The organism is Bradyrhizobium sp. USDA 4503 (genome assembly GCF_054055815.1).
This window is the reverse complement of sequence record NZ_JBSRXS010000001.1, coordinates 5,123,317-5,148,453: the sequence shown is the minus strand read 5'-3', so window position 1 is coordinate 5,148,453 and position 25,137 is coordinate 5,123,317. Positions and strand designations below refer to the sequence as shown.

28 protein-coding genes, 2 tRNA genes and 2 pseudogenes are annotated in these 25,137 nt (G+C 59.1%); 11 read left to right on the top strand and 21 right to left on the bottom strand.

Translation table 11 applies throughout. The features are described from left to right. Positions 1-123 precede the first annotated feature (123 nt). The 5 genes from ACVMIH_RS24790 to rpmH all read right to left on the bottom strand — a co-directional run bounded on the left by ACVMIH_RS24790 (position 124) and on the right by rpmH (position 3,792). The gene (locus ACVMIH_RS24790) at positions 124-492 is read right to left on the bottom strand and encodes a DUF423 domain-containing protein (RefSeq protein ID WP_456782842.1); all 369 of its coding nucleotides are present in this window, start codon (positions 490-492) and stop codon (positions 124-126) included. Then, entirely contained in the window at positions 489-1,142 is a 654-nt protein-coding gene (gene yihA / locus ACVMIH_RS24785) for a ribosome biogenesis GTP-binding protein YihA/YsxC (protein WP_028335928.1), read from the bottom strand. Before yihA ends, ACVMIH_RS24790 begins: the two co-directional genes overlap by 4 nt. Positions 1,143-1,315: 173 nt before the next feature. Then, positions 1,316-3,211 carry a membrane protein insertase YidC gene (gene yidC / locus ACVMIH_RS24780; protein ID WP_456863694.1) on the bottom strand — a complete coding sequence of 632 codons (1,896 nt, stop codon included), beginning with the start codon at positions 3,209-3,211 and terminating at the stop codon, positions 1,316-1,318. A 3-nt stretch (positions 3,212-3,214) separates the two neighbouring features. Beyond that, the gene (rnpA, locus tag ACVMIH_RS24775) at positions 3,215-3,625 is read right to left on the bottom strand and encodes a ribonuclease P protein component (RefSeq protein WP_057018968.1); all 411 of its coding nucleotides are present in this window, start codon (positions 3,623-3,625) and stop codon (positions 3,215-3,217) included. Between the two features lie 32 nt (positions 3,626-3,657). Continuing rightward, on the bottom strand, positions 3,658-3,792 hold the full coding sequence (gene rpmH / locus ACVMIH_RS24770) for a 50S ribosomal protein L34 (RefSeq protein ID WP_008542748.1): 135 nt from the start codon (positions 3,790-3,792) through the stop codon (positions 3,658-3,660). Between the two features lie 365 nt (positions 3,793-4,157). On the opposite strand from rpmH, the gene ACVMIH_RS24765 reads away from it, so the two are divergent. The 6 genes from ACVMIH_RS24765 to ACVMIH_RS24740 all read left to right on the top strand — a co-directional run bounded on the left by ACVMIH_RS24765 (position 4,158) and on the right by ACVMIH_RS24740 (position 10,320). Next, positions 4,158-5,636, top strand: a complete 1,479-nt coding sequence (locus ACVMIH_RS24765) for a sensor histidine kinase (RefSeq protein WP_456863691.1) — start codon at positions 4,158-4,160, stop codon at positions 5,634-5,636. A gap of 152 nt (positions 5,637-5,788) precedes the next feature. Then, positions 5,789-5,865 (top strand) — tRNA-Arg (locus tag ACVMIH_RS24760). Between the two features lie 325 nt (positions 5,866-6,190). After that, on the top strand, positions 6,191-6,424 hold the full coding sequence (locus ACVMIH_RS24755; protein ID WP_456863688.1) for a hypothetical protein: 234 nt from the start codon (positions 6,191-6,193) through the stop codon (positions 6,422-6,424). Between the two features lie 151 nt (positions 6,425-6,575). Next, the gene (locus ACVMIH_RS24750; RefSeq protein ID WP_456863685.1) at positions 6,576-6,986 is read left to right on the top strand and encodes a hypothetical protein; all 411 of its coding nucleotides are present in this window, start codon (positions 6,576-6,578) and stop codon (positions 6,984-6,986) included. A 323-nt stretch (positions 6,987-7,309) separates the two neighbouring features. Then, positions 7,310-9,295, top strand: coding sequence for an ATP-binding protein (locus ACVMIH_RS24745; protein ID WP_456863682.1), 1,986 nt, complete (start codon positions 7,310-7,312; stop codon positions 9,293-9,295). Between the two features lie 47 nt (positions 9,296-9,342). Beyond that, complete coding sequence (locus ACVMIH_RS24740) at positions 9,343-10,320, top strand: GIY-YIG nuclease family protein (RefSeq protein ID WP_456863679.1); 978 nt, start codon at positions 9,343-9,345, stop codon at positions 10,318-10,320. An 824-nt stretch (positions 10,321-11,144) separates the two neighbouring features. Here ACVMIH_RS24740 and ACVMIH_RS24735 read toward each other — a convergent pair. Continuing rightward, positions 11,145-11,369, bottom strand: a complete 225-nt coding sequence (locus ACVMIH_RS24735; protein WP_057018963.1) for a helix-turn-helix domain-containing protein — start codon at positions 11,367-11,369, stop codon at positions 11,145-11,147. Between the two features lie 135 nt (positions 11,370-11,504). Between ACVMIH_RS24735 and ACVMIH_RS24730 the strand changes: the two genes are divergently transcribed. Further along, on the top strand, positions 11,505-12,350 hold the full coding sequence (locus ACVMIH_RS24730; protein WP_456863676.1) for a hypothetical protein: 846 nt from the start codon (positions 11,505-11,507) through the stop codon (positions 12,348-12,350). A gap of 621 nt (positions 12,351-12,971) precedes the next feature. Here the strand turns inward: ACVMIH_RS24730 and ACVMIH_RS24725 are convergent. The 13 genes from ACVMIH_RS24725 to ACVMIH_RS24665 form a co-directional block, all read right to left on the bottom strand. Then, complete coding sequence (locus tag ACVMIH_RS24725) at positions 12,972-13,205, bottom strand: hypothetical protein (RefSeq protein WP_456863673.1); 234 nt, start codon at positions 13,203-13,205, stop codon at positions 12,972-12,974. Between the two features lie 943 nt (positions 13,206-14,148). Next, the gene (locus ACVMIH_RS24720; protein ID WP_456863670.1) at positions 14,149-15,144 is read right to left on the bottom strand and encodes an SEC-C metal-binding domain-containing protein; all 996 of its coding nucleotides are present in this window, start codon (positions 15,142-15,144) and stop codon (positions 14,149-14,151) included. A 138-nt stretch (positions 15,145-15,282) separates the two neighbouring features. Then, positions 15,283-15,834, bottom strand: a complete 552-nt coding sequence (locus ACVMIH_RS24715; protein ID WP_456863667.1) for a recombinase family protein — start codon at positions 15,832-15,834, stop codon at positions 15,283-15,285. Between the two features lie 104 nt (positions 15,835-15,938). Further along, a complete protein-coding gene (locus ACVMIH_RS24710) occupies positions 15,939-16,202 on the bottom strand; it encodes a hypothetical protein (RefSeq protein ID WP_456863665.1) in 264 nt (87 codons plus the stop codon). Positions 16,203-16,463: 261 nt separating this feature from the next. Next, a complete protein-coding gene (locus tag ACVMIH_RS24705) occupies positions 16,464-17,960 on the bottom strand; it encodes a DNA primase family protein (protein ID WP_456863662.1) in 1,497 nt (498 codons plus the stop codon). 193 nt (positions 17,961-18,153) lie between these two features. After that, positions 18,154-18,390, bottom strand: coding sequence for a hypothetical protein (locus ACVMIH_RS24700; RefSeq protein ID WP_057018956.1), 237 nt, complete (start codon positions 18,388-18,390; stop codon positions 18,154-18,156). After that, a complete protein-coding gene (locus ACVMIH_RS24695) occupies positions 18,387-18,710 on the bottom strand; it encodes a hypothetical protein (RefSeq protein WP_456863659.1) in 324 nt (107 codons plus the stop codon). Before ACVMIH_RS24695 ends, ACVMIH_RS24700 begins: the two co-directional genes overlap by 4 nt. Before the next feature lie 3 nt (positions 18,711-18,713). Beyond that, positions 18,714-18,998 (bottom strand): hypothetical protein, encoded by a 285-nt coding sequence (locus ACVMIH_RS24690; protein WP_456863656.1) that lies wholly within the window; start codon positions 18,996-18,998, stop codon positions 18,714-18,716. Then, positions 18,998-19,243, bottom strand: a complete 246-nt coding sequence (locus tag ACVMIH_RS24685) for a hypothetical protein (RefSeq protein WP_456863653.1) — start codon at positions 19,241-19,243, stop codon at positions 18,998-19,000. Before ACVMIH_RS24685 ends, ACVMIH_RS24690 begins: the two co-directional genes overlap by 1 nt. A 270-nt stretch (positions 19,244-19,513) precedes the next feature. Then, positions 19,514-19,684 (bottom strand): hypothetical protein, encoded by a 171-nt coding sequence (locus ACVMIH_RS24680; protein ID WP_456863650.1) that lies wholly within the window; start codon positions 19,682-19,684, stop codon positions 19,514-19,516. Positions 19,685-19,890: 206 nt separating this feature from the next. Further along, on the bottom strand, positions 19,891-20,439 hold the full coding sequence (locus tag ACVMIH_RS24675) for a hypothetical protein (RefSeq protein WP_456863647.1): 549 nt from the start codon (positions 20,437-20,439) through the stop codon (positions 19,891-19,893). After that, the gene (locus tag ACVMIH_RS24670) at positions 20,436-20,627 is read right to left on the bottom strand and encodes a helix-turn-helix transcriptional regulator (protein ID WP_456863644.1); all 192 of its coding nucleotides are present in this window, start codon (positions 20,625-20,627) and stop codon (positions 20,436-20,438) included. The genes ACVMIH_RS24675 and ACVMIH_RS24670 overlap by 4 nt, the downstream gene beginning before the upstream one ends. 152 nt (positions 20,628-20,779) lie before the next feature. After that, positions 20,780-22,054: a tyrosine-type recombinase/integrase gene (locus ACVMIH_RS24665; RefSeq protein ID WP_456863641.1), complete on the bottom strand. Its 1,275-nt coding sequence runs from the start codon at positions 22,052-22,054 to the stop codon at positions 20,780-20,782. A gap of 121 nt (positions 22,055-22,175) precedes the next feature. On the opposite strand from ACVMIH_RS24665, the gene ACVMIH_RS24660 reads away from it, so the two are divergent. Next, a tRNA-Arg gene (locus ACVMIH_RS24660) sits at positions 22,176-22,249 on the top strand. Positions 22,250-22,538: 289 nt separating this feature from the next. Here the strand turns inward: ACVMIH_RS24660 and ACVMIH_RS24655 are convergent. Both ACVMIH_RS24655 and ACVMIH_RS24650 read right to left on the bottom strand, forming a co-directional pair. After that, positions 22,539-22,757: pseudogene (locus ACVMIH_RS24655) on the bottom strand (isoprenylcysteine carboxyl methyltransferase); the annotation flags it as partial. Positions 22,758-23,076: 319 nt separating this feature from the next. Then, positions 23,077-23,397, bottom strand: a pseudogene (locus ACVMIH_RS24650) (recombinase family protein); the annotation flags it as partial. 229 nt (positions 23,398-23,626) lie between these two features. On the opposite strand from ACVMIH_RS24650, the gene ACVMIH_RS24645 reads away from it, so the two are divergent. From ACVMIH_RS24645 to ACVMIH_RS24635, 3 genes are read left to right on the top strand one after another with little or no spacing between them, the layout of a single operon-like run. Then, on the top strand, positions 23,627-24,436 hold the full coding sequence (locus tag ACVMIH_RS24645) for a sterol desaturase family protein (RefSeq protein WP_225161513.1): 810 nt from the start codon (positions 23,627-23,629) through the stop codon (positions 24,434-24,436). Then, positions 24,423-24,710, top strand: a complete 288-nt coding sequence (locus ACVMIH_RS24640; RefSeq protein ID WP_225161514.1) for a DUF5658 family protein — start codon at positions 24,423-24,425, stop codon at positions 24,708-24,710. The genes ACVMIH_RS24645 and ACVMIH_RS24640 overlap by 14 nt, the downstream gene beginning before the upstream one ends. A gap of 50 nt (positions 24,711-24,760) precedes the next feature. Then, positions 24,761-25,135: a hypothetical protein gene (locus tag ACVMIH_RS24635; RefSeq protein WP_057018949.1), complete on the top strand. Its 375-nt coding sequence runs from the start codon at positions 24,761-24,763 to the stop codon at positions 25,133-25,135. Positions 25,136-25,137 lie beyond the last annotated feature (2 nt).

Below are 25,137 nucleotides of genomic sequence, written 5' to 3'. Positions count from 1 at the left end.
CTTCGATGCAACGGCATCGAAGCCGGGTGAGGGGTCTGTCTCCGCGGATAGAGACCCCTCATCCGGCGCGGATTGCATCCGCGCCACCTTCTCCCACAAGGGGAGAAGGAAGTATGGCGGTCATCACCGCTTCGGCCACACCGCCGCGACCGCCAGTACCAGCCAGCTCAGGATCAAGAGCGTTCCGCCGGTCGGCGCAGCCATCGGAAACAATCCATGGCCGGCATATTGGCGCAGCACGAGGTCGCCCGCGAACAATGACGCCGCGATGACGAAGCCGGCCGCCGCCACGACTGCGAGCTTCGCATGGATGATCGCGCGATCCGCGACCGCGATGGTCGCGACGACGGCGGGTGCATGGAACAGCAGCATCGAGGATGCCGCCGCCAGCCGCGTGGCGTCGGGCAGATGGGCTGCGGCCGCCGCCAGCATCACGCCGCAAGCGCCCATGATGGCGGCAAGGCCGATCAGGAAGCGGGATGCGCCGCTCATCGGCGCCGTTCCTCGATCAGGCGCACCATGGCGGCACGCAGCTCCGGCATGCCGTCGCCGGTGCGCGACGAGGTCACCAGCACTTCGGGGAAGGCGGCGGGATGTTTTGCGAGCGTTGCTGACGTGTCGGCGATGACGGTCTTGAGTTCGCCGGCCTTCACCTGATCGGCCTTGGTCAGCACGACCTGATAGCTCACCGCGGACTTGTCCAGCGTCTTCAGCACGTCGAGATCGACGTCCTTGATGCCGTGGCGCGCGTCGATCAGCACGTAGACCCGCGCCAGTGTCGCGCGCCCGAGCAGGAATTTGTGGATCAGCGCCGTCCACGACGCCACCTTGGTCTTGGGCGCCGAGGCGTAGCCGTAGCCGGGCATGTCGACCAGGCGGAAGCCCGCCTTCTCCGGCCCCTCGAAGAAGATCAGCTCCTGGGTGCGCCCGGGCGTGTGCGAGGTGCGAGCCAGGTTGCTGCGGCCGGTCAGCGCGTTGATCAGGCTCGACTTGCCGACATTGGAGCGGCCGGCAAAGGCGACCTCGAGGCCGGCCATCGGCGGCAGCGTCTCGATCGAGGGCGAGGCCCAGATGAAGCGCCAGTCGCCGGCGAACAGTTTCCGGCCTTGCTCAATTAGCGCCGCATCGGGTTCGGTGCTCATGCGAAGGATTCCATCTCGTCGCGGCCAGACAAGGGCCCAAGGCGGGTCCTTGGCGTAGGACGACCCGGCCATCCAGGTCAACGTCCAGAGCCTCGGTTCTGGCCGTCCTCCAATATGTCGATGCCCGGCACAAGGCCGGGCATGACGTGGTGACGAAGCGCCGTTGCTGGAAGCTACGTCGCCTTCTTTGTCTCAGTCGTCACGCTTTTTTTTTGAAACGTCGACTTCAGATTGTCGAACAGCTCCACCTTCACGCCGTTGCGCCGCATGATGTAGCTCTGCTGCAGCACCGACAGCAGGTTGTTCCAGGCCCAGTAGATCACGAGACCCGCCGGGAAGCCGGCCAGCATGAAGGTGAAGATCAGCGGCATCCAGTCGAAGATCATCTTCTGGGTCGGATCCGGCGGCGCCGGATTGAGCTTCATCTGGACCCACATCGTGATGCCCATGATGATCGGCCAGATACCCATCACCAGATAGGCGCCGAAATGCGGTCCGAGCAGCGCGATCGGATCGAACGGAATGAGGCCGAACAGCGTGAACAGATTGGTCGGATCAGGCGCCGAGAGGTCCTTGATCCAGCCGAAGAACGGTGCGTGCCGCATTTCGATGGTGATGAACAGCACCTTGTAGAGCGAGAAGAACACCGGGATCTGCAAGGCGACGGGAAGACAGCCCGCGATCGGGTTGATCTTCTCCTTCTTGTAGATCTCCATCATCTCCTGCTGCTGCTTCACGCGGTCATCAGGATAACGTTCCTTCAGCGCCTGCAGCTGCGGCTGCACCGACTTCATCTTCGCCATCGAGGCGTAGGACTTGTTGGCGAGCGGGAAGAACAACAGCTTCACGATCACGGTCACCAAGAGGATCGCGATGCCGAAATTGCCGACCAGGCGATAGAACCAGTCGAGCGCCAGGAACATCGGCTTGGTGATGAAGTAGAAATGGCCCCAGTCGATCAGGAGATCGAAATGGTTGAGGCCGAGCTGCTTGTTGTAGCCGCCGAAGCCGACCAGCGGGAAGTTGAGGCCGACCGTGGCGGCCTCCTTCGCGCCGGCGAACAGCCGCCCGTTGGCAACGCCGGTGCCGCCGATCGGAATGGTCTGCGCGCCGAGCATGTAGTCGGTCTGGTAGCGCTTGTCGCCGGTGGTGAAGCGGGCGCTTTCGAGCGTTGCGGTGGTCTCCGGCAGCAGTGCCGTGGCCCAGTATTTGTCGGTGATGCCGAGCCAGCCGTCGGTGACCTTCGTGAACACGATGCCGCGCGAATTTGCGCCGGTTGAGGTCTTGGCCTCGTCGATGTTCTTGTAGCTGAATTCCTGCAGGCCGTGTTCGCCGAGATAGCCGATCGGGCCTTCATGCAGAATCGCGTAGCCGGAGACCGGCGGCTTGCCGCCGCGCGAGATCAGACCGAACGGATACAGCGTCACCGGCGCGCTGCCTTGATTGATGACCTCGTCCTTGATGCTGAAGAGGTAGCGATCGTCGATCGAGATGGTGCGGCGGAAGGTCAGGCCCTGGCCGTTCTCGTATTTCAGAATCACCGGGGTGCTCGGCGACAGGGTGTTCGATCCCTCCTGCTGCCAGACGGTTTCGGCGTTCGGCGTCTTCACCGATGAGCCGTTGGCGGTCAGCCACAGGAACTCGGCGTAATAAGGCTCGGCCGTGCCCGACGGGGAAAGCAGCACGACAGCCGGCGATTTGGGATCGACCGTCTCGCGGAACTGAACCAGCGCCAGGTCGTCGATCCGGGCGCCCTTCAGCGCGATGCTGCCGGTGACGCGCGGGGTCTCGATCTTGATGCGCGGGCCGGAGGCAAGCACCGTCTCGCGGCTCGCGACCGGAGCGTCAGCAGCAGGCGCGCCGGGAGCCGGAGAGGGAGTCGCCGAGGTACCCGGAGCGGTGCCGGGAGCAGCACCCGGAGTCGCCTGCGGCGCCGGCTTCTGCAACTCCGCCTGGCGCTGCGCCTCGCGCTGCTTCTCCATCTGCGGCACATTGTAGAAATATTGCCAGGCGATCAGGACGAGGCCGGACAGAATGACGGCAAGGATCGTGTTGCGGTTGTCGGACATCTCTTAGGGTCTCGTCATTCCATTCGGATTGGGCGCGCTCTTGTTACCCGCCTTGTTGGTACCCGTCTTGTTATTACCCGTGTTGGGCGCAGGCCGGTCGAGGCGGCGCAGCGCCGACCGCAGGTCGTCAAGCATGGTCGCAAAGTCGCGGGTCAGCGCGTCACGACGGCCCACTAGCACATAATCATGGTGCGGCCGCATGAATACGGCGTCGACCTGTCTCATCACTTCGCGAAGCCGGCGGCGGATGCGGTTGCGCTCGGTCGCGGTGCCGTTCTTCTTGGTGACGGTATAGCCGACGCGGATCGGGCCCTGATCGTCGCGGCGGCGGCCCTGCAGCACAAAAGCTGTGGTGTTCGCCCGTGCGCCATTGGCAACGGCGAGGAAATCCGCCCGCTGCCTCAGCCGATCCATAATGGGTATCTCCGGAGAGGAGACGTCCGGGCTCAGGCGCTCAGGCGCTTGCGGCCACGCGCGCGGCGCGCAGCGAGGACCTTGCGGCCGCCGGCCGTGGCGAGACGGGCGCGGAAGCCGTGACGGCGCTTGCGCACCAGTTTGCTGGGTTGATAAGTCCGCTTCACGGGTAATTCTCCGCTGACCGGGCAATTTGCCGTTGTATTGAGATGGAGTCCGGTGATGCTGGCGGGCCCAAACGAGCCGTTGACGGCCCCAAAGAGCCGCCCCCGGGTCAAGAACCGGGCCATCGCGGACAGTTGGCGCGGCTTATAAGGGAGCGCCCTGTTTTCGTCAATGTCACAGGCCGTCGCAAAAAGGGTTCTTCGAAACGTCGTAATTGGGGCGAATATATCTGATTTCGCGGGGTATTTGACGGTATGGAGACGCTTTGGGGCGTTCGGGGAACCGCCCACATTAGCGATCCGTAATTTGACCGGCTTGGGGGCCGGGCCCCATCTTCCGACCCCTAAGCCAAACAAGGCCTTATCTTGTGGCTCTAACTGACGATCAGGCGACCGCGCAGAAGCAGCGGCCCAAGCCGTCCCCCCGGCTCGGGCTGTCGGGCAAGCTTTTGCTGCTGACGATTCCCCTGGTGATGATCGCCGGGCTCCTGATCTACGTCCCGGCCATCGCCAACTTCCGGATGAACCGGCTCAATGACCGCCTGGCCGCCGCCAATACTGCGGCGCTGGTGCTCGATGCCGCCCCGTCCGGCCTGGTGCCGGATTCGCTGGCGCGGCAGATCCTGACCAGCATCGGCGCCCGTGCCGTCGCCATCAAATTGGGACAGCAGCGCAGGCTGCTCGCCAGCGCCGATTTGCCGGCGGCGATCGACCATGACGTCGACATGCGGACCATGACGGTATGGTCGGCGATCGTCGATGCCTTCGAGATCATGCTGGAGCACGGTGACCAGACCATCCGCGTGGTCGGACCCGCGCCGGGCCAGGCGCAATTCATCGAGGTCGTGATCGACGAGAAGCCGCTGCGGCAGGCGATGTACCGCTTCTCGCGCAACGTTTTGGTCGTTGCATTGTTGATCGCCGGCCTGACCGCCGGTCTGGTCTATCTGGCGCTGCATTATCTGTTCGTGCGCCCGATGCGGCGGCTGACCGCGAGCCTGGTCGGCTTCCATGAGAATCCGGAGAGTTCGGCGCGAATCATCGTGCCGAGCCAGCGCGGCGACGAGATCGGCGTTGCCGAGCGCGAGCTGTCCGACATGCAGCGCGACCTCGTCTCGATGCTGCATCAGAAGAGCCGGCTTGCCGCGCTCGGGCTCGCCGTCTCCAAGATCAACCATGATCTGCGCAATCTGCTGGCGTCCTCGCAATTGCTGTCGGACCAGCTCGCCAGCGTGCCCGACCCGCGGGTGCAACGCTTTGCGCCGAAATTGTTGCGCTCGCTGGAGCGCGCCATCGCCTTCTGCCAGTCGACACTGTCTTATGGCCGCGCGCAGGAGGCGGCGCCTGATCGCCGCGCCATCATGGTGGAGCCCGCGGTCGCCGAGGTGCGGGAGTCGGCCGGGCTTGCCACCGATGTCTCGATCACCTGGATCAGCGCGATCGAGCGCGGCCTGACCATCGACGCCGACCCGGACCAGCTGTTCCGCGTGCTGCTCAATCTGGTGCGCAACGCGGCGCAGGCGCTGGAAACCCGGCCCGCAGGTGACGGCGGCGCGCAGCAGATCCGCATCACCGGCCGCCGCGAGGGGACGGTTGCGATCATCGAGGTCTCCGACACCGGTCCGGGCGTCCCGACCAAGGCGCGCGAGCATCTGTTCGAGGCATTCCAGACCTCCGGCCGCCCCGGCGGCAGCGGACTCGGCCTTGCCATTGCCGCCGAGCTGATCCGGGCCCACGGCGGCCACATCCACCTGGTCGAGGGCACGATCGGCGCCACCTTCCGGATTTCGATCCCGGATCGTCCGGTGGAACTGCTGTCGGTCCGCAGCGAGCGGGCGAGGGCCTGAGGCCGTTCCGGTATTCCGGGGCGGCCAAAACTGCGGCCGAAATTGGCGTTTCCAGACCTTGCCAACCGGACCCGGAGCCTGTAGCTAGAGCGCTCTTTCGCGACGTTCCGGGCCTCCCGGGACCATGCGGGCTCAAGCCCACCCGCGAAAATGCGCCCGTAGCTCAGCTGGATAGAGCATCAGACTACGAATCTGAGGGTCGGACGTTCGAATCGTTCCGGGCGCGCCAATAAAATCAAAGGCTTGGCGCCCGCCGACCAAATCGTGGAAATCCGATAGCTACCACCTAGCTACCACGCGGCCCAAAGCTCAATCGCCGCCCGGCCCGGAAATTCCCCGCGCATCATTTCTGGCGAGCGCAGTTTCACACGTCGCCCTGTGAATAAGCAGGATAGCGGTGGAATGACTCGCGGATCAGTTGCGGTTCCGGGTAAATTGCACTCGGGACGCGGAGATTCGGGTCCTCATGAAAAAACCGGGCTCACCCTCCCCAGAGCAGACCCGGCTTTCTTGTCCTTCAACCCATGCGGGCTCAGGCAGCTTGAGGTCACCACGTGGTGATTCGCAAGTCAAGCTTAGGCTCCGAAATTGGAGTAACTACCATTACGCACAAAACTAAACTGGAGTCGGCAGAAGCCGTCATTTGCTGGCATCTGAGCGCTCTCGGCTATCATCAGCATGAGATCGCTGCGGTGTTCAAAGTGAACCAGCGGTGCGTGCATGAAGTGCTGCGCGAGAAGAAGCATCTCGGTAGCAGACAACTCGCGCAACTTTCCATGGCGAGTTAACGACAACGGGGCGGTCTGCGGGCCGCCCTTATTCCCCCTTCAATAATTGGAATTTTCCACGTGAGCACCCATGGCTGATGCGTCGATATGGCCCGTGGTCGTGGGTGGCCTTATGACAGGGCTCTTCGCACTAGGCGGAATTGGAGTGGGCATGGTGGGAACGGCCCGCCGTGATGCAGCGCAAGAGCGTCGCGAAGCTAAAAAGCGGCGGGCTGACAAGTTCGAAGAATTGGTGGCTGCGGTTTACGAGTTCGATCACTGGCTCGAAGGAGTCCGAAACCGTCGCGCCTATGGCGAAGACATCCCAGAAACAGTTTCGCCCTTTGCCAAGGTACAATCCATTACGTCGATCTACTTCCCGCGCTTCTCCGGATTGGTCACGGAATTAGACATCGCTGCAAGTCAGGTGGGAGTTTGGATAGCCCAAGCCGCACACAAGCGGCTTAGCAAAGACATCGCCAATTTAAACGATGGACAAGTCGAAGCGTACGAACCCTATGCGCAAAAACGTGAGGCCTTGCTCGGCGCGCTGAATAAACTCGCCCGCGAAGAATTTCAGTGAGATCACCAATTCTGGAATTTTCTACGTCGTGCCGGAAGCCCCAACTGCCAACGCCGCGCATAAGCCTGGTGACAAAGCAGGTAATTCTTCTCGCCGCGTGGCTTTCGGTCCCACCATTCGACCCCGTTATTAGTCTGGGCAGTTCTTCGTGAAGCGGACCACCCCCGGGACGGGATTGGCACGACATCAGCGCCCAATTGCATCAAGGGCGTCGGTGTCAGTTGATCCAAAATACCGCCAGGGCACTTCAGGTTGCGCGGATTGAAACGCAACCATTGGGTGTTGTAAGGTTTCGCATATTTTTAGTGCTTTAGGTGGGGGCAATGGACAAGCCGGTAAACGACACGCTGTTAAAGCCGGACATGTTGGCCGTGCTGTCGCGGACCCATTTGCAAGTCAACCTTCACGGCTTCCTTCTGCCCGTCTTCGAAGCCATCTCGAATGCGATGCACAGCATTGAAGAAGCATTCGTGGACCGCACCAATGCAGAGAAGGAAGGGGTCATCACTGTCAGGTTCCAGGACTGGACGAACCCCAACAAAATCGTCGTGTCAGTCTCGGACAATGGGGCTGGACTTACCGAAGAAAACTATCGCTCATTCAAGACGCCCTTCAGCGGCTACAAGTTGCGCCAAAAGGGGCGCGGTTTCGGCAGATTCATAGGATTCAAAGTCTTCGCGCGAGTCGTGTATCAGAGCCGCTTTTCGTTTTTTGGAAAGAGCGAGGTCAGGTCGTTTCGCTTTGATATCACGCAGAAGGAAGAATTTATTGTCCAAGACAATCAACCTGACTTTGACGGCGCTGGTCTCACGGTCACGTACGATCAACCGCTAACCAATTGGCACGATCTAATCGCAACTCTAAATGCAGACGACATAGCGGGCGAGATCGGCGCGCACTTCCTGCCATATTTTCTTTACCGCTGGCTGCCGCAAATCGTAATTCAGTTTGACGACGAGAAACCCATTGATATTCGTAGCCGCTTTCAAGGCATGTTCAAGCAGTTTGCGGCAGGGACCATCGTCTGCGACATTGACGGCGCTCCCGAACAACTTTCGTACTCTTTGGCAAAGCTGGCCCGCACGCAGCAATTCAAGAACCACTGCCTGCTGTTGTCCGCTGCTGACCGTATAGTCGGGTCACCGCGCGATCTTACGAACAAGATCGGCCAACCGTTCTTCATAGGCGAAAACAACGAGCGCTACGTCGTGATCGCGGTGGTCCGTGGGGAAGCGTTCGAAAGCCGTCTAAACGACTCGCGTACAGGCATAAACCTAAGCCCTCGCACCGTCGAAGATGTTGTCTCGCACATAAGCGACGTGATCCAGCACGAAGAGCACACTCAAATTGAGAAGATCAAAACCGACCAATCGGCAGAGTTGGTAGAGGCCCTGCGCGAGAATCCAATTTTGAAATTGGGATTGCGAGGGAAAACGGTCTCAGATTATGTTGCTGCCAAGCCCAACAATTGGAAGCCGGAACAATTCATCTCCGATCTGGCAATCGAGCGCTTTCGCGCAACCGCCGATCTAACCAAGCAAATTGTTGCTGCCGCCGCTGACGTCGACAACTATGAAGCTACAATCAAACAAATTGTCGCCAAGATCGATGCGAGCAAAAAAGAAACGCTTGCGGAGTACGTCATACATCGGAAAAACATAATTGCATTGGTGGAAGCTGCGCGACGCTTCCAAGGCGACGGCAAGCACGCGCCCGAAGATGCAATTCATGAATTGGTCTTCCGTCGCTTTTCAGACAACGCAAGCGTTGACTACTTCGAGCATAATCTTTGGTTGGTCGATGATGCGCTAGCATTCCTGCCCTACGTCTCCAGCGATCGTACTCTGCACGGCAGCCGCCGGCAGAAGGGTGATAAAGTCTCGGATTTGTTTTTCTTCGATGACAGCATGATTTTGGGTGACAACGATGGCACCACGTTGACCATCGTTGAATTCAAACGACCGAGCCGGAATAACTACGTCTTTGGCATTGAGAAGAACGATCCGGTATTGCAAGTAATCAATACGTTAGACAAGGCTGTCGCGGAGGGTGGCATAACTAAAACGGATGGCACATACTTTTCTTTTGCGAACGTCGTGCGCAAGTTTGCTTTCGTGATTGCCGATCTGACGCCCTCGTTGATTGATGTCTTAGACAAGCATGACTTTCACAATGGCTGGAATCCAAAGGTCTTTGTTCGTTATCGCGAAAGGACGGCGATCTTCATCCAAGTGTTTGGGTACGACACGCTAGTTGAGAACGCGAAGAAACGTAATCAAGCGTTCTTTAAGGTGTTGCTGGACGAATGATGGGGTAAGCCGGAGGGCGTCCGGATGATGCTAGCGCGCATCCCTGAGTGACTGCCGGTTTTGCCGCTATCCTGAGCAATCAAGAGGCATGGCGGGGGGAGTTGGTGGCTGATCCATTTACAATTCGCATTTTCGTTCCGGACGGCAATCCAGAGGGTTTGCGCATCATCGACCGGATGAACTGGACTGGACTTGGCATCGCGTTTCCACGCGAAGATTGGCCAAAGATCAAAACCCGCGCCGAATTTTCGCGTTCAGGAGTTTATATCTTAGTTGGCCGCGTCACCGATGACGATCTGCCAACAATTTACGTCGGCCAGGGTGATGTCGTTCGTAACCGAATTGACAGCCATTTTGCCAACAAGGAGTTTTGGGGATCGGCGGCGGTTTTCGTATCCAACGCGACTGGTGGTCTAAATCGTGCTCACGCCACATGGTTGGAATATGCGCTGATTCAGCGCGCACAACAAATTAGCCAAAGCCATCTCGAAAACGGTGTCGAGCCGCAGGCGCCCCAGCTTTCCGAAGCGGAGCGCGCCGACACGCAAGCGTTCCTGCGGGAAATGCTGCAAATCCTGCCATTGATCGGCTTGACTTGCTTCGAACAGCCGAAGGCCGTTGCGCTTCCGAAGACGCATGCTGACAATGCCACAGCGCCGACTGTTCCCGATGAACCGGATACGGTTATCGTTCCGGCTCAACAGGAAGGCTTTGAACGGGTCTTCATCGGTCAGAATGCGTGGTATGCGATTCGCATCTCGGGCGGGATGCTGCAAAAGATCAAATACATCGCTGCTTATCAAACGCAGCCCGTATCGGCCATCACGCATCTTGCGCCTGTCGAGCGTATCGAACCATACGGAGAAAATGGGAAGTACAAGCTCATATTTTCCGAACCAGCGAAGCCAATTGGGCCAATCCCGTTTGGAAGTGCGCCGTCGGGAGCAATGCAGGGACCGCGGTACACGACGAGAGCAAAGCTACTTTCTGCGAAGTCGATCAGCGATCTTCTAGCAAAAGAATAGAGGCGAAGCGCCTTCACGCGACCGCCTGTAAAGACTTGACAGCCTCGCTCATCCGTATATGGCCGCCTTGAGGGACACGTGGAGCGCGTTTTCGCTATGACCAGTTTGGCTGAAGTTATTATCTGCGCGGCTGTTCGCGCCTCCAATGGAAAGGTCGTCAGAGGCGATCGGCACAATGATGCTATCCGTGCACTTCAAGCGATGGATGGGTATGAAGGCGAACATCCACGAGGGGAAGATCAGGGGTTTGTCACCTCAACAAGCAGATTTGTAAATCGACAGGAGGCCTATCGGTTGCATTTCCCCGATAGGGCAGAACCAGATGAACTTCGCAGCGACGATCTGTACTAGAAATTCTAGCGCCGCATGGGAGCTTCTTAAGTGCTGTTGGCCGGCTTTTCCGTAGTTGAATGGTTTGATGCATCCGATGACTGGTCCCAGATCCCCATGCTAATGGGGTTCTTCGGCGTCATAGTTCTTGCAGTTAAACTAATCCCACACGTTGCAGTACGGGTGCTTCCAGATGACGCAGAAGCACCATCACGCAGTCGGCGAGGGCCTTCAGCTTGGAAATGGCTGCTCGGGACTTACTTGTTGGCGGTCGCGGGCGTGGCGCTCTACCATTTTGGCGAACTTAAAGATGCCTTTGTTAAACCGATACGTGAGCTAAAGAACTCGCAATGCGAGGCTAGGTGGGCGCATAGTGGAATGCCCGCACGGTACAGCGATGGCGTCGGCTGCATGGTCGATGTAGATGGCAGATGGTTGCCGGAATCTAATGTTCAGGTCAGCCCGACTTCCAATCATTAGGTCGCGATGAGGCGTCAGCGGCGCTTGCGAGCTGGGGGCGCTATTAGCTCGAACGGTTCGACATTCAGCGCCGTTGCCAGCTTCTGGAGGATCTTCAGGCTAGCGTAGAACGCCCCTTTTTCAAGCTGGCTCAAATAGCTGCGGCTCACCTCTGCCTCATAGGCCAGATCGTCCTGCGCGAGCCCCTTCTCGGCGCGCAGACGGCGTAGGTTGGCAGCCAATATGTCCCGCAGGTCCATTGCCAGAATGGACCCCGCTTGTTCAAAATACGCACCTCGATATATTGAACAAAACCAAAATCTATTCGATGCTCGCGAGACTGGGGACGCCTGCGGGAGGGGTCGGTGCTTGTGCGATTTCGAGGCTTGCGACACATGGCAGCCGGTGCCGCCTTGTTAAGCGCATGCGTCACTACTCGTGTGGAGGGCGCTGAAATCAGGCCGTCAGCTGCAGGCGACTTGGTATTAGAGGGGCCGATTGTTGCAGGTGACTACGAAAAGCTGCGATCGGCCCTACTAGACCCCTACAGCAGTAATTCGGACTTGTTCTTGGCGTCTCCGGGCGGCGATCTCGCCGAGGCAATGAAGATAGGGCGTCTCGTTCGACGCATGAAGATCTCAACAACAGTCCCCACAGTCGAAGAGCGCAGTAATATTAGAGACAAGATTATTGCACGGCACAATTTGAGGGACTCGCAAAATTATGTTTGTGCAAGCGCTTGCTTTTTCATCTTTGTCGCTGGGATACACCGCGAGACCGTCTTTATCGGGCCACCCAATCTAAGCATCCACCGCCCTTTTCTTTCAAGGGACGATCTAATCAGATTAAGCAGTGATCAGGCGATAGACGCGGTTACGGGTAGTAGGAAAGCCATTGAGGCCTACCTTAGCCAAATGAGTGTTCCGCTAAAGTATGCGGATCGAATGTTTTCGGTCCCACCTGACCAGGCATATCGAGTTACGGAAGAGGAATTCGACGCTGATTTTGATGGCTTCATCACTGAGTTGAAAGATTGGGTTGACGCTCAGTGCGACAAGAGAACGGACGAAGAGAAGCAAATCTATAAGCAATTTAAAGATCGCAGTCCTATGCAAATGCCATTTGCGGCGCAGGCGACCATGAAAGAGATAGAACGGAAGTACGAACATCAACTAAAATGCGAAATGGGACTTCGCGAACGCCTCGCCCTCTCCGGCTACAGGGCTGAACTATCGCGGTAACAATTAGGCGCGCAGTTTAAAAGCCCCTCCAAAAGAGTCCTTTGCTCCCGCTTGATTTTGTGGTTACGGTTGCGCCGGGCGGGGAGTGCAATGATTAAACGAATTGTAACGGCAGTTGCGTCGCTGACCGTTGCGGGCTGCGCAGCTAATTCTGGCGTGGCACCGCTAGGTGCAGATACGTTTGTGGTGTCGCGGCAGGCGGCTACTGGGTTCTCCGGGTCCGGCAACTTGAAGGCTGAAGCGCTCACAGAGGCGGGACAGTACTGTGCTGCGCAAAGCAAAAGCTTGTTGGTTGTAAATACCAAGGAGGCTGCCCCACCTTACGTCATGGGGAATTTCCCCAAGGCTGAAGTCGAGTTTATGTGTCTCGTTCCCGGCGACCCTCGCTTATCCCCACCTCCGATCCAAACAACTAGGCCGCCGTCAAAACCAATTCAGGCTGATGCGCATCGGTAAGCGTCCAGCATCACCGACCGAATGAGAATGGTGATAACCGCTCGCCAAATGCTCGGTCCGCTCGAATCGAGGTCGCGACCCAATTTCGGAAATTTTTGCATCGGGCCGAAAGCGCCTATGGGCGAATGTAGCCTGACGAATTTTTGGCCCCGTCCCCATGGTAAGCTAATCCAGAGTAGCCGCCCGAATGTCGTGGAGCACGGCAAGCGTCATGTCGTTCACGCCACCCTTCCGGCTCTTCACCATTTCCATGTATACGCCAAGCGCATCGGGAAATTGTCCCGGTAGCAGTGCGTCGCTTTCCTCAAGGCAGTTGATGAGCACTTGGAATGCCGCGACCATGGCGGCGCCATAGGCAGCGATGACTTCGCCTTCGGGGGTCAGCTTTCCCTTGGGCATTGGGTCCTCCGTTCAAAAACTTCTGCTGGAGACACTTCATACGTGCGCCTGGAGCTGTCCGCGCGGGTTAGGGGCGCTTGCGCGCAGCGAAGGCGCGATCTACCTCGATGTCACGTCCCTGAGTCATGCCCACGGGACACACCCTAACGAATACCGTGGGGTCCAGCGTATTCGTGCACATTGCCTTCAGGCGGGTATAGCTGGGAGCTTCTGCATATGCGCAAGCCTCCGCATCATTCTCCGCAAGGCAGGCCTTCTTGGCGTTGCTAATCGAATTAGTCACGACGAAATCGTCTGCCATGTAAGCGTCTATGGCGATGCTTCTCGCGCTCCATGCCGCGGCTACCACAACGACTACCGCAGTCAGCCCGATCAACCACCGCTTTCTCATCATCGTATTCACGTCCCCGACTAAACCGATGCTTCCCGCGCGGGAGTTTGGACATATTCCAGAAAATTTACACGTTGTGTTAGAAGGGGCAATGGGAAGTCGCGCGAGGGATTTTTGGACCCACAGAGGTGCCATTTTAGACTTGCCCGATTAGGTGCACCCTTAACTAGAAGAGGATGAAGATGGTCGATCGTTATACAAAAGCAGTGCTCACCGTTATTGCCACATGCTTGGTGGTCATAGCGGCACGTGGGACATTCCCAGACAAAGCTGTCGCGCAAACGGGTCCTGTGCATGTGATTGTGGATCAGGTCGCATCCTACGCCTTGCAATACGCGGGTCCGCTTCAAGTGCGGCAGTGATAGCCGCCGCACTGGCTTGGGGTCGCTCCCCCGCGCATTGCACGAAAGTTAGGACTTTCGCAATCTCGTTGAGGTTGATGCGACAATCGGCTCGCCAACTTTGCGCTGCAGGTTGCGGTATCGGGGACGTACTGTTTCGCTAGCTGGAATTTCCGTGCCAGGCGCCTGTCACCTCATGGGTCCGCTCCGGTTAGTCTTTCGGAAGCTTGCTTTTCGACATCGCGGCCTTTTCGGCATTTTCCACGGCGAGCAGGTCATGTGCCATGACGTGTTCGCGCCCGTGACAATGTTTGTATTTTTTGCCGTCATCGCATGGGCACGCCGAGTTACGACTTGGAAATCCCGCCGTGTTCATTCGCCGCACGACCGATGGTCCTCCGAACGATAGGCTTTCCGCAGAAAAGAAGCCGACACCCGTGCTACCTGAGCCATAAACTAATCCTTCGCGATCAACCTTGAGCCCGACATCGCATTCACGGACAGTTATCTTTGTTCCCGCTATAGTTGTTCCATTCGGCATTGTTACCGAAAGGGGCTTGCCCTCTCGACACGAGATAAAGGTGCCTCGATGGTACATATAGAGCCGCTCGATGATTAATTTGCTGGGCGGTTCCGTCCGTATGACCAGTATGATATCGCCCAGACCACGTCGGATTATTATCTTCCCACCTTTCGTTTCAACGTCCCAATTCTCCACCGGGCTTTGCCATTCATTGTCTACTATTCTCAGAATGGTATTGCCGTTTGGATCCGTCAAAAGCGCGTTGATGGTGAAAGGCATGTGGGCTTCGGCGGGGGCTGAAATCGAAAAAATCTTGGTGCCGAATATTTCGATCAATGTCTCTACGTCAGTCGCGCTGAGTTCTCCGATCAAAATTTCCGGTGGGGTCGTTCCGATATCGAACTCCTCAAATGAAAAGCCCTTTTGTTTGCATTTGGGGGCCTTCCGTGCTGAAGCGATTGTTTCGTTTGAAAGATACCCGCGTGTCTTCTTCGCGTGGCAGGAAATGCAAAGCAAAATAATGCCTTCGGGATCGTGTTTGGTCGCATCGGCAAACTCGGGATCGAAGTGCTCATAGTCGTAAATTGCCTTACCGCACACTACACAGCCGAAGCCGTCGCGCTGCCTTACGGCTCGCTTTACCTCGGCAGGAATATCGCGGTTCAACCCATGTCGGTTTTGCATTGGGACTATGATCTCTCAAGGGTTCATTCGTAAGATTCAGGAAATTTGCACGTCGTGCCGGAGGCCTCACTGCCGACGCCGGGCCGACGAATTTTGGCCCTACCCCCGGGGGTGGCACCCAGCCCGGGCGGGATCGCGCTAGGACTGGAGCGCTCGCCAGATGGTGGCCTCGCCCACGGCATACTCCCCGGCAAGCTGGGCCATGGTCTCGCCCGCGGCGTAGCGGTCGGCAATGCGTCGGCGCTGCGAAGCATCCAGCCGGGGCTTGCGGCCGAAGGCAGTGCCCTTGGCCTTGGCGCGGGCGATGCCTTCCTCGGTGCGGCGCTGGATGAGGCCGCGTTCAAAATCGGCGATCCCTGACATGATGGTGAGCATCAGGCGGCCTACGTCGGTGGTGGTGTCGCACCACGCTTCGCCGAGCGAGACAAAGCCCACATCGATCAGGGAGAGGTCGTGGAGGATGTTGTGCAGATCGCGGGCCGAACGGGCCAGCCGGTCCAGCTTGGTCACCACAACGGTGTCGCCGGGAGAGAGCGCCCGGATCAGCCGCTTGAACTCGGGGCGGCCATCGGTGGACTTGCCGGAGGCCTTCTCCGAGTAAACCCGTTCGCATCCGGCCCGGCGAAGGGCCTCCACTTGGGCGGTGTAGTCCTGGCCCTTGGTGCTGACGCGGGCATAGCCATATCGCATCGCCTGATCCCCCATTTCGAAATGCAGAGTTATGAAAGAATAAACCCGCGACCAATCAAGGGCAATTGGTTTCTTTCATAACTGTACACTTTCGGGGGATTGGCTTATTCGCCTTCGGCCTCGGCTGCCCGGAATTCAATCACCCGAGCCGAGCGATCCCGAGCGCCTTCTAGCCGAGCCGCAAAGCCCTCGTTGGTGTTGCCGGAGCTAGTGCCCTTCTTCGGATAGAGGAATGGCAACAGGGCGATGGCCGCACGCATCTGTTTGCCGGTGATCGTGGGATCACCACGCACCGCCCGCATTAACACCTCCTTGGCGTCGGCCTCCAGCAACTGCGGGCTGGGCTCGGGTTCGATCACTTCAATCACTGGCCGCTCCAACATCGATTCAATCGGTGGCCGGAATCTGTAGTCACTCACCTTGCATTCTCCTCTCATCTCTCCCCCCACCACCTGAACCATGGGAGGTTATTTGAACCATAGGAACCAAGTGAACCATCTGAACCATATGGTTCAAGTCAGTAAGGTCAGGGGATTTCCCTATGGCTTGGTTGGTCGCTGAACCACGTGCTTTATGTGGTTCAATGTGGTTCATGTGGTTCAGCAGGGTCAGGCCCCGGCGAAGCTCGCTCAGTCATCGGCGGCCTTTCGCTCGGCGGGAGTGCGCAGTCGCATCCCGAGCCATGCGCGGGGTTGGCCGTGGCCGCGGGGGCCGGTGACGACGCCTTCGAACCCGGCGACCCCAACGAGCTTCTTGCCGAAGTTGCGTTCGTTGGTGAGCTTGGCGAGCGTGATGTGGCCGTGCTGGAAGCACCAGCTTTCGAACATGGTGTAGGCCTTCGCCTTCACCACAGTGCCCCCGGGATCAGGCACGAAGTTTTCCAGCGCCATCGCCGCGAATGGATCGCTCGCCGCGATCACCTCACGCTCAAGCACGCTGGCGCTGGCGGGCTGAATGAAGTGGCCACGTTCGCATAGATCGCCATAGGCCCGGACGCACCGAACCGCGATGCCGGATAGTTCGGCCTCCAACTTTGCGCGTAGGTTCACGTCCTCGCGCCCGTAGAAGCTGACCGGGAATGGAAGCTTGATGAACCGCGACGGCAGCACCCCGGTTGGATCATTCAGGTTCGGCACCTCGTTGGAAACAATCATCAGTTTGAGCCGAAGCTGGCCGTGCCATGCGGCCTTGTACATCCGCCCGATCGTCACGGTGTCCTCGCCGATGATGTTGAGCAGCAATTCGGCGCTGGTGTGAGAGAGGCCGCCCATTTTGAGATTTGCGCCAAACACCTCGCTCTGTTTGAACCGAACATCCGCAAACACGCCAACTCGCTTGCCGATCAGGCACTCGGTCGATTTCTCGCCCCGCGCCCACGTGTTGAAGCTAAGGCCCACGTAATTCGGATCACCCACCAGCCGGCGCAACACATGGGAGATGGTGCCCTTGCCGCTGCGCTTGGGGCCGATGAACATCGCGCCCTTTTGGAAGCAGGTTTCCTCGGTCATGCAGTAGCCCATGAACTCTTCGAGGAATTGCACACTTTCCTCGTCGCCTTCGAACACATCGAAGAGGAACGTTTCCCACGTCGGGCACTTCGCGTCCTCGTTCCAATCGAACCCGAGTGCGTTGTGAACCCAAAGGTCTGGCGTCAGCGGCCGAACCTCTTCCGTGAGCATGTTCACAATGCCATTCTTGAACACCACCCAATCCTTTGCGCTCTCGCGGGTGCCGAGCCAGGTTGGCGGTTGGCATTCGAGGCCCAAGGCAAGCTGGCTCTTCAGGGCATCAATCATGTCGCTGACGTTGCGGGGCTTCGGCTGAAACCGCACCAGTTCATCCCCCGAACGCTTCCGCGCACCATCGAGGAAGGCATACACTTGCCCCCGCATCAATTCATCGGGGACAGGTTCATAGACGTGACCGCTCCAGCGATAGAACGATCCCTGCCAATGCCAAAGCACGCAATCATCGCCGACCATGCAATGCCGCTGGATGAATACCCCGGCGTTGTCGTATGGCGCGTTGGGATTGAGGGTTGGCCCGCTGGGAGGCTTTGGCTTCGCACTCGCGTCGGCTTCGCTATCGGCCTTCGCGGTGAATGAGAGCACCTTTGCATCAGTCATCGCCCGGCCTCCCCGCATGCTTTGATGGTCCGCCCAAGCACCGAGGCAATTGCTTGTTGGCGACGTTCTGGGGGCACCTCCGCGAGGCGCTGATCCCAACGCCGCTGGGCTTCACTGCGCTTCGGCCGGGGTGCGATCCGACCCACTGGCCGCGTCGCGTCGATTGCGGCTTTGCGTTCTGGGGTCATCGGCCTTAGTCCCTCTGCACCGGGCTGCGACGGCGGCCATCGCCTACAATGTCCCCAACCGGAACGTTCGCCCCGGTCATCTCCCGGAGCGCGACCTTGGGCATGGCGAGCCGAGCCGAGTAGTCGGTGGGGGCAACCCGAACCGGACGCGGGGCAACCTCAACGTCTTTGCCTGCCCAGAGCTCAAGTTCGGTGATGCGGCGTTCAGCGGCGGCAAGCCGAGCGAGGATTTCATCGGTCATTGTTCGCTCCCGCCATGGCGGCCCTGCGAGCCTGTCCGCTGCACGGTGCGACCGCCGCCGGGGCCAGTGGTGCCCTTGGTGAGTTGATTGCCGAGCGGTACCGAGATCGGACCCGGCACCTTTTCAGGGCCGCGAGTGGTGATGCGTTGAATGCCTGTCATGGCGGCCGATGCCGGGCTCACGCCTTGGGCGGGTTTGCCGGTCTTGATCCCGACGTTGCGGTTTTTGTTCATCCCCACGCCGCCCCCGCTCTTTGCGCGGCCTGCGGATTGCATCTTTGATTGCGAACCCCCGAAGCCGGGGAAGACAGACTTAGACATGAATCATCCTTTCTTGGGTTGCACGTTCGGGCCGTATTGAATGGTGCGCAGTAGCTGATCGCTCTGCGGTTCGATCCAGCGCACCATCTGGTCATAGGCGGCTTGGTCCATCGCCTTGGCATTCAGTGGCATGGGCAGCGGAAGCCGTGTGCCCTGCCACTGCGGATAGGTTGGCACCCCGGCAATGCGGGCGGCTTCGGGATCGTCGATCCATTCGATGACGGTGCCAGCGGGGACCAACAGCGAGCCACCATTGCAGGGCCAATCGCCAAGCAACATAAATCGCATCAGTTCAGCCCTCCCTCGTGCTTGAACTCCCGCCGATAGTTTGGGGAGGATTGGATTTTGAGCAGTTGGATTTGGGCGTGCTGCCGGAAGCGGACATCGGGGCAGCGTTCGCTGATGCACGCCAGCGTGGCCTCAATGATCGGCTCGGCGTTTTCGAGATGCTCAAGCGGTGCCGTGGCGTAGTAATCCCAGTGCTGACGGCACACGCATGCGGGCCATCGGTGGCAACGGTCAGGCCGCGTCATCGCTGCCTCCCTTCGGGCCAACCGCGTCGGGCTCCCAGTTGCACGCCGTCATGTCGGGCAGTGCATCGACGCATTCTCCCAAGGGGCGCTCTGGCGGAAGCGAGGCCAAATCGGCGGACCACGCAGGCCCCGGCAAGTTGTGGCCATAGGGCTTGGCCTCGGCCCCAACCACTGGCGCGGGCTCAGGGTCGGCGACGTTGCGATGTTGGGCCATCTGGAAATAACAGGTGGGTTCGGGCGAGCCCCGGGATTTGCCGACTGGGTTGGCGCTCATGATGCTTGCTTCTCCTTTTGAGGTTGCTGTTGGCGATAGAAGGCGAGTGCCTTGCTGCGCTCTGCCGACCACCATTCGCGATTGCACTGTGGCGAGCAGAACCGAACCTTGGCCTCGCGAGGAATGAAGGCAGCACCGCAATGGTCGCAGTGCCTTTCGTCGGTCATGGGCGGGGTCTCCTTTCTCGATTGTTTGAACCATTGTATCAACTTATGGTTGAAAGTAAAGTTTCATCGCGATTTTCGCACGCTAGATCAATGGGTTGTGTTTGTTTCTGGAAAAACGAAGGCCTCGGAAGCGGCGAGGCAAAAAAATAGGGGCGGTTAAATTGTCCGCCCCTAAAGAAATGCTCGATCAGATAGTTATTTGGTGGTCACGCTGAACACTCTCGAATGAACTTAGCTTGGTTCTCCTCCGAGAGCTTGTTAAAGGCGGCCTTGAACCGGGCGTATTCCTTCTCGCTCTCGCTCTTCTCGTTTTTGTATCTCTCGACGGTGACGTGAGAGACGCCAAGCTTGCGGGCGATCTCACGACTTGGGGCATTGGGATATTGGGCGATGTAAGCCTTGATCCGTTCCGCCTTCTGCTCTGCGGTCAGATGACGCCGCGCTCCGTTCTTCGCATTGGAGTACGCTTCTGCTTCTGCCTCGCCGAGAGTGAACAGAAGAAAGTTCTCCTTTGTGAACTTGTGCCCCACGGCGAGCCCAGCCTTAAGTCGATTGCGGCCGTCGAGGATCATCACGGGATTGCCGAACAACACGATTTGTTCGTTTGGTAGAAAGCCACGATCAGCGATTGAGGCTTTCAGGTTCTCGAAGTCATTATCACTCGCCATAGGAAACTCAGCCGCGATTGGATGAGCGCGGAGTTTGGCGAGGTCTGGCATAAGCGGCGCGGGGATCAATTGGGGTTGAGTGGTCATCGGCTGGCCTCCGAAGTTGAGTGGCGAAGCCGGGCGGCGATCCAAGCTTCGAGATCGGCGGGGCGATAGCCGATCCGGCGACCGAGCTTGGCGAAGGGAGGCCCATCGCCACTCACGCGCCAGCGTTCAAGGGTTCGTTCAGATAAGCGCAAGGCCATAGCTGCCTCACGCTGCGTTAACAGCGTCATCTGGATTGCTCCGAATGTTAGAGGAAGCTGGCAGGCGAGCCCTACCCTTATCGGGATCAGAGGGCTTTCGGGGCGTCACCCCACCCTGTCAGTCCCCCAACAGCGGAGGACGCCAAGCTGGCAGCTAATATAGCGCCAAGAGACGCCAAGCGCTACCCGACAGTAGCCGCCACAACCCGCCGCAAGGTGACAGAGCGAGGGCGGCGAACGATGGCGGCGACATGAGCGGCCCAACGGTCAAGCGCGGTGCGCATCTCTGCGGAATAGCGGGCGAGATTGTAGACTCCGGCGACGCCCGCCTTGTGCCCGCTCACATGGTTCAACACGGCTTCGACAATATGCGGTAGGACCCCGAGCCGATCAGCAAGGCCAGTGGCGACGGTGCGCCGAATATCGTGAACCCGAAACGGCGGCATTGCGGTGGCCTCCGGATCGGCCTTCTTGCGCGTCGCCAATATGCGAGCGTCTAGCGCCGCCTTGGACTTCGACCAACCCGAGAAGCCCCGTTGCGGGTCATCGGCGCGCCGAGGCCCATCGCCGAAGACATGGTCCCGGGAGTTGCGCCGGTCCGGGAGCAAGGCCAGCGCAGAGGCAGAGAGCGGCACAATGTGCTCTCGGTGGTTCTTCGTCCTGGCCCCCGGCAAGGTCCATAAGGCGGAGCCCTCGGCTTCGGCGATCTCGGGCCATGCCATGCCACCGACTTCATCCCGCCGTTGGCCGGTCAGGATCAGCACTCGGACGATGCGCCCATAGTCGTCATCGCCGCATGCAAGCCAGACTTCGCGAAGTTCGGTATCCGAGAGAACCCGATCCCGACTGCGAGGCTCAGCCGAACGATTAGTGCCGCTCACCGGATTGGCCGGAATGTCTAACCCTTCACGGATCGCCCAATTGAACATAGCGCTCAGCGCAGCACGAGCATGACTCGCGGCAACGGGGCCTTGGTTTTCGGCGATCTCAGCAAGGCGCGATGCGACATGGCGCCGGTGGATGTGAAATACAGAGGTGGTGTGCAGGGGCTTCCAAGCGATCAGCAAATGCCGTTCTGTTTCGATGTAGCTGCGCGGCTTCTGCTTCTGCTTCGCGTGCTTCAAATATCTTTCGGCAATCTTGAATAACGTGTCGGCCGCTTGCAGTGCGGATTGCTTTTTTTCATCCGCAGGGTCTTTGCCGCCCGCGACTAGCCCGAGCAACCGCTTGGCTTCCCGGCGCGCCTTCTCGGGGGTCCACGGTGAGCCATGCGGGCCGATTGTGTAGAAGCGCGCATGCTTGCGGCCCGCGACCCGATACTTCACCAGATAAATTGGAGTGCCGCGCTGGCGGCGAACGCCGAAGCCCCGCACTGCCTCACGGTGTCCCGCATCCCAGATGGACGCGCCCGCAGCGAGGGCTTCCACAGCGGTCTTGGTGATGTTTCCCGATGCCATATGTGCCCCGCCTAGCTACCGCCTAGCTACCACCATAGCGCAAAATCCGAAGTGGCCCAAGGTAACCATGGCGGCTTGAGCATTTGAATTCATTTAGATTTTGCGGCTTGTGGCGGGCTGTGCGTAGCCCTGTCGGCGCTGCGGCTCAGACTACGAATCTGAGGGTCGGACGTTCGAATCGTTCCGGGCGCGCCATTTTACGACAGGGCGCGGTACCACGCCCTTCCCGCGGTGGCGCCCGCGTCACGAATGATTCCGGCGTCGTGCGGCTCGCCAGGCCGTTAGCCGCGGAATCCAGCGCGGGACATTGGCCCGGAAATCCTCGTACTCCGTTCCGAACATACGAACGAGCGCCGGCTCCTCGTACCCCACGACAAACGCGTGGAAGGCGAGCCACACCAACACCGTACCCAAGAAGGCGCTGGTCGCCGAACAAGACCGCTTGGCCCAGAATGACGGCGACAAGGGCAACGTAAATAGGATTGCGCACATAGCGATAGAGACCCGTCACCACGAGGTTCTGCGTCAGTGCGACCGGCGCCGGTGTGCCCAATCCTTGCAGCGCAAAGCGTGCAAACGAGTCGACAAGCCTGGGTAGACCGGCGGCGATCAACAGGATCCCGACGGCGCGCGTCGCGTCGAGATCGAAGAAGGGCGGCCGAAACTCCCAACGCGTAATCCACCAGGGAACGAGCCCCGCCATCGAGCTGGGCGCAACCGCAAAGAAGAGGGCAGAGCCCAATACCGCGATCGTTTTCGGCATGGGCACCTCCTTTCCGTCCTGTCGCAAGGCGGTCGGCAAAATTGAACCGTTGCATCATAGCGCCACGGCGAACACGTAGTGCCCATCTTCATCGGCCACGGCGCGCCATTCACGCAAGCTCCCATTGGTTCGGGCAGCTGATGCGTGCTCGTCTTCAGTAGAGCATCCCCAGACACTTCTGGATCGATTGCGTTCCACTGCACTCACACAGCCCGTGGTCACAGTTGGAGGGCGCTGTGGGTGTCATTGGCTTCCCTCCTCAATCCTCAAGAGCCCGGTAAACCGACGCGCGGCCAATCTTGAGCGCCTTCGCGATAGCGGACGCTCCCATGCCTTCAGCCTTAAGCGCCTTTACTTTGGCGGTGTCGATGGACGCTTTGTGGTCTTGGTAGACCCCGCGTGCCTTGGCCTCCGCGATACTCTCAAGCTGCCGCTCTTTGCGGAGGTTGGTCTCGAACTCGGTGAACACACCGAGCATGTCCAGGAAGCGCTTGCCCGCTGCTGTGCTGGTGTCGATGGGTTGCTCTGTATAGCCCCTCAGGGATGCACCACGCGCCTTCACGGTGCGCACAATGTCCTGCGGGCGGGCGCGGGGTTCGCTTCAGCGGGCTATCGCCGCACCGGATCGGAGACCGGCCCGGAAAAATGCGCCCGCGCGGGCCAGAATCGGGCCGAAGACGAGGGCCGCCCCGTAAAAACCCTGCTTGCCCCCGCCGGAGCGTTGAGAAAAAATAAGCTTTTTTAGCCTATAGGCACAGAAATGTTTTTATTCTTATTGTCTGTCCTTTTGAACCGGCGAGTCATCCCTCATGCAGAGTGACATCGCAAACGCCGTATTTTATGCGGCCGTGTTTCTGGGCATCGTCTACACCAGCCGCATCCTGGAAAAAAGATGGCCGATTGCGGACGTTCCCTACGCCGAGTTTCGTGATGATTGGCTCGCGGTGATCGTGAGCCTCGGGTTGTCGTCCATGCTCGCTCCGATCGCGGCGATCACCGCGGGCAAGATTGCGAGCTATACCGGTCTCGGTTGGATCAAGCTGCCGACCGACGGTTACTGGTGGTACGTGTCACTCGCAATCATCGTGGTTGCATTCGATCTCTACAAGTACACGTATCATCGCCTCCAACATGCGATCCCCTTTCTATGGGCGATGCACTCGTTCCATCACAGCGCGAACGGCGTCACGTTCATTACCGGCGGCCGGCATTTCTGGCTGGAGCGGGTGTTGTCCGACGCCTTTCTTCCGATCATGGCGATCCTGTTCCGCATCCCGCCGGACATGGTGATCGCGGTGGGATTTATCTTCTTCATGCCCGATGCGTGTGCCCATCTCAACGTCCGCATTCCGCTCGGTCGGTATGTGACATGGATCAACAATCCGCAATGGCACCGGATCCATCATTCGGTCCTTCCCGAGCACAGGGACAAAAATTTCGCTGCCTGCTTTCCGTTTCTCGACATTCTGTTCGGCACGGCCTGGATACCGAAGCCGGGCGAATATCCTGCAACGGGCCTCGTGCCGGCTGAGCGCGTGGACATCATCAACAGTGTGATCTGGCCAATCCGGCATCTTCGGCATTACTGGCATCGGGAGTCTCGGAATGAATTGGGTTAAGGGTCTTTTGGTGCTCCTCGCTCTGCTGCTGGGTTACGCCGACCTTGAGTCGACGAATGTGATCCTGAGTCTCGGATTGGGTGAGTTGAACCCGTTCATGCATCTGGCGCAGACATGGTTCGGTGTCTGGTGGCTGGTGCCCAAGCTTGGCTTGACGTTCGTGGTCACGTGGCTGCTTTGGCGGAGCAACAACGTTTACAACATCGCTCTCGTCGTCGCGTTCTGCTCCACGCCTGTCCTGAACAATCTCGTCATCATCGCGGGCACGAACTGAATCAATCCCTTCGCCGGTTGCCGCAATCGGCGACGTCAAGAGGATCAGCGATGTCGGACAGGTTCGTTGTCGCCTGCATGGTCTGCTGTGCCCTGATCCTGGGGGCTCCGGGGGCGACCGTGCACGCGCAGACGCCGTCGAACTGCAAGGAGCCGCAGACCGGCACCAGCCGCGTCCCGATGCTGTCGCCGCCGCTGGCCAATGTGGTGACGGGCACGGGACGGCTGCAATTCTACTCCGCACCGAATCTGCACTGTCCGATCCGCGGCGTGTTCGTCATTCCGAATGACGCACTGATCGCGTATGCGCAAACCAGGGATGGCTGGTCGTCGGTGATGTATCTCAATCCGGGGACGGGCAACGACGTCTCGGGTTGGGTGAGATCGGCGAGACTGAAGGTGACCGGAACCGTCGGACCGAAGTAGCG

What these genes read in the sequence shown, in the direction of transcription:
- ACVMIH_RS24790 (WP_456782842.1), bottom strand. Translation starts at nt 492, where the DNA reads ATGAGCGGCGCATCCCGCTTCCTGATCGGCCTTGCCGCCATCATGGGC.
- yihA (WP_028335928.1), bottom strand. Translation starts at nt 1,142, where the DNA reads ATGAGCACCGAACCCGATGCGGCGCTAATTGAGCAAGGCCGGAAACTG.
- yidC (WP_456863694.1), bottom strand. Translation starts at nt 3,211, where the DNA reads ATGTCCGACAACCGCAACACGATCCTTGCCGTCATTCTGTCCGGCCTC.
- rnpA (WP_057018968.1), bottom strand. Translation starts at nt 3,625, where the DNA reads ATGGATCGGCTGAGGCAGCGGGCGGATTTCCTCGCCGTTGCCAATGGC.
- ACVMIH_RS24750 (WP_456863685.1), top strand. Translation starts at nt 6,576, where the DNA reads ATGGTGGGAACGGCCCGCCGTGATGCAGCGCAAGAGCGTCGCGAAGCT.
- ACVMIH_RS24745 (WP_456863682.1), top strand. Translation starts at nt 7,310, where the DNA reads ATGGACAAGCCGGTAAACGACACGCTGTTAAAGCCGGACATGTTGGCC.
- ACVMIH_RS24735 (WP_057018963.1), bottom strand. Translation starts at nt 11,369, where the DNA reads ATGGACCTGCGGGACATATTGGCTGCCAACCTACGCCGTCTGCGCGCC.
- ACVMIH_RS24730 (WP_456863676.1), top strand. Translation starts at nt 11,505, where the DNA reads ATGGCAGCCGGTGCCGCCTTGTTAAGCGCATGCGTCACTACTCGTGTG.
- ACVMIH_RS24725 (WP_456863673.1), bottom strand. Translation starts at nt 13,205, where the DNA reads ATGCCCAAGGGAAAGCTGACCCCCGAAGGCGAAGTCATCGCTGCCTAT.
- ACVMIH_RS24720 (WP_456863670.1), bottom strand. Translation starts at nt 15,144, where the DNA reads ATGCAAAACCGACATGGGTTGAACCGCGATATTCCTGCCGAGGTAAAG.
- ACVMIH_RS24715 (WP_456863667.1), bottom strand. Translation starts at nt 15,834, where the DNA reads ATGCGATATGGCTATGCCCGCGTCAGCACCAAGGGCCAGGACTACACC.
- ACVMIH_RS24705 (WP_456863662.1), bottom strand. Translation starts at nt 17,960, where the DNA reads ATGACTGATGCAAAGGTGCTCTCATTCACCGCGAAGGCCGATAGCGAA.
- ACVMIH_RS24700 (WP_057018956.1), bottom strand. Translation starts at nt 18,390, where the DNA reads ATGACCGATGAAATCCTCGCTCGGCTTGCCGCCGCTGAACGCCGCATC.
- ACVMIH_RS24695 (WP_456863659.1), bottom strand. Translation starts at nt 18,710, where the DNA reads ATGTCTAAGTCTGTCTTCCCCGGCTTCGGGGGTTCGCAATCAAAGATG.
- ACVMIH_RS24690 (WP_456863656.1), bottom strand. Translation starts at nt 18,998, where the DNA reads ATGCGATTTATGTTGCTTGGCGATTGGCCCTGCAATGGTGGCTCGCTG.
- ACVMIH_RS24685 (WP_456863653.1), bottom strand. Translation starts at nt 19,243, where the DNA reads ATGACGCGGCCTGACCGTTGCCACCGATGGCCCGCATGCGTGTGCCGT.
- ACVMIH_RS24680 (WP_456863650.1), bottom strand. Translation starts at nt 19,684, where the DNA reads ATGACCGACGAAAGGCACTGCGACCATTGCGGTGCTGCCTTCATTCCT.
- ACVMIH_RS24675 (WP_456863647.1), bottom strand. Translation starts at nt 20,439, where the DNA reads ATGACCACTCAACCCCAATTGATCCCCGCGCCGCTTATGCCAGACCTC.
- ACVMIH_RS24670 (WP_456863644.1), bottom strand. Translation starts at nt 20,627, where the DNA reads ATGACGCTGTTAACGCAGCGTGAGGCAGCTATGGCCTTGCGCTTATCT.
- ACVMIH_RS24665 (WP_456863641.1), bottom strand. Translation starts at nt 22,054, where the DNA reads ATGGCATCGGGAAACATCACCAAGACCGCTGTGGAAGCCCTCGCTGCG.
- ACVMIH_RS24645 (WP_225161513.1), top strand. Translation starts at nt 23,627, where the DNA reads ATGCAGAGTGACATCGCAAACGCCGTATTTTATGCGGCCGTGTTTCTG.
- ACVMIH_RS24640 (WP_225161514.1), top strand. Translation starts at nt 24,423, where the DNA reads ATGAATTGGGTTAAGGGTCTTTTGGTGCTCCTCGCTCTGCTGCTGGGT.
- ACVMIH_RS24635 (WP_057018949.1), top strand. Translation starts at nt 24,761, where the DNA reads ATGTCGGACAGGTTCGTTGTCGCCTGCATGGTCTGCTGTGCCCTGATC.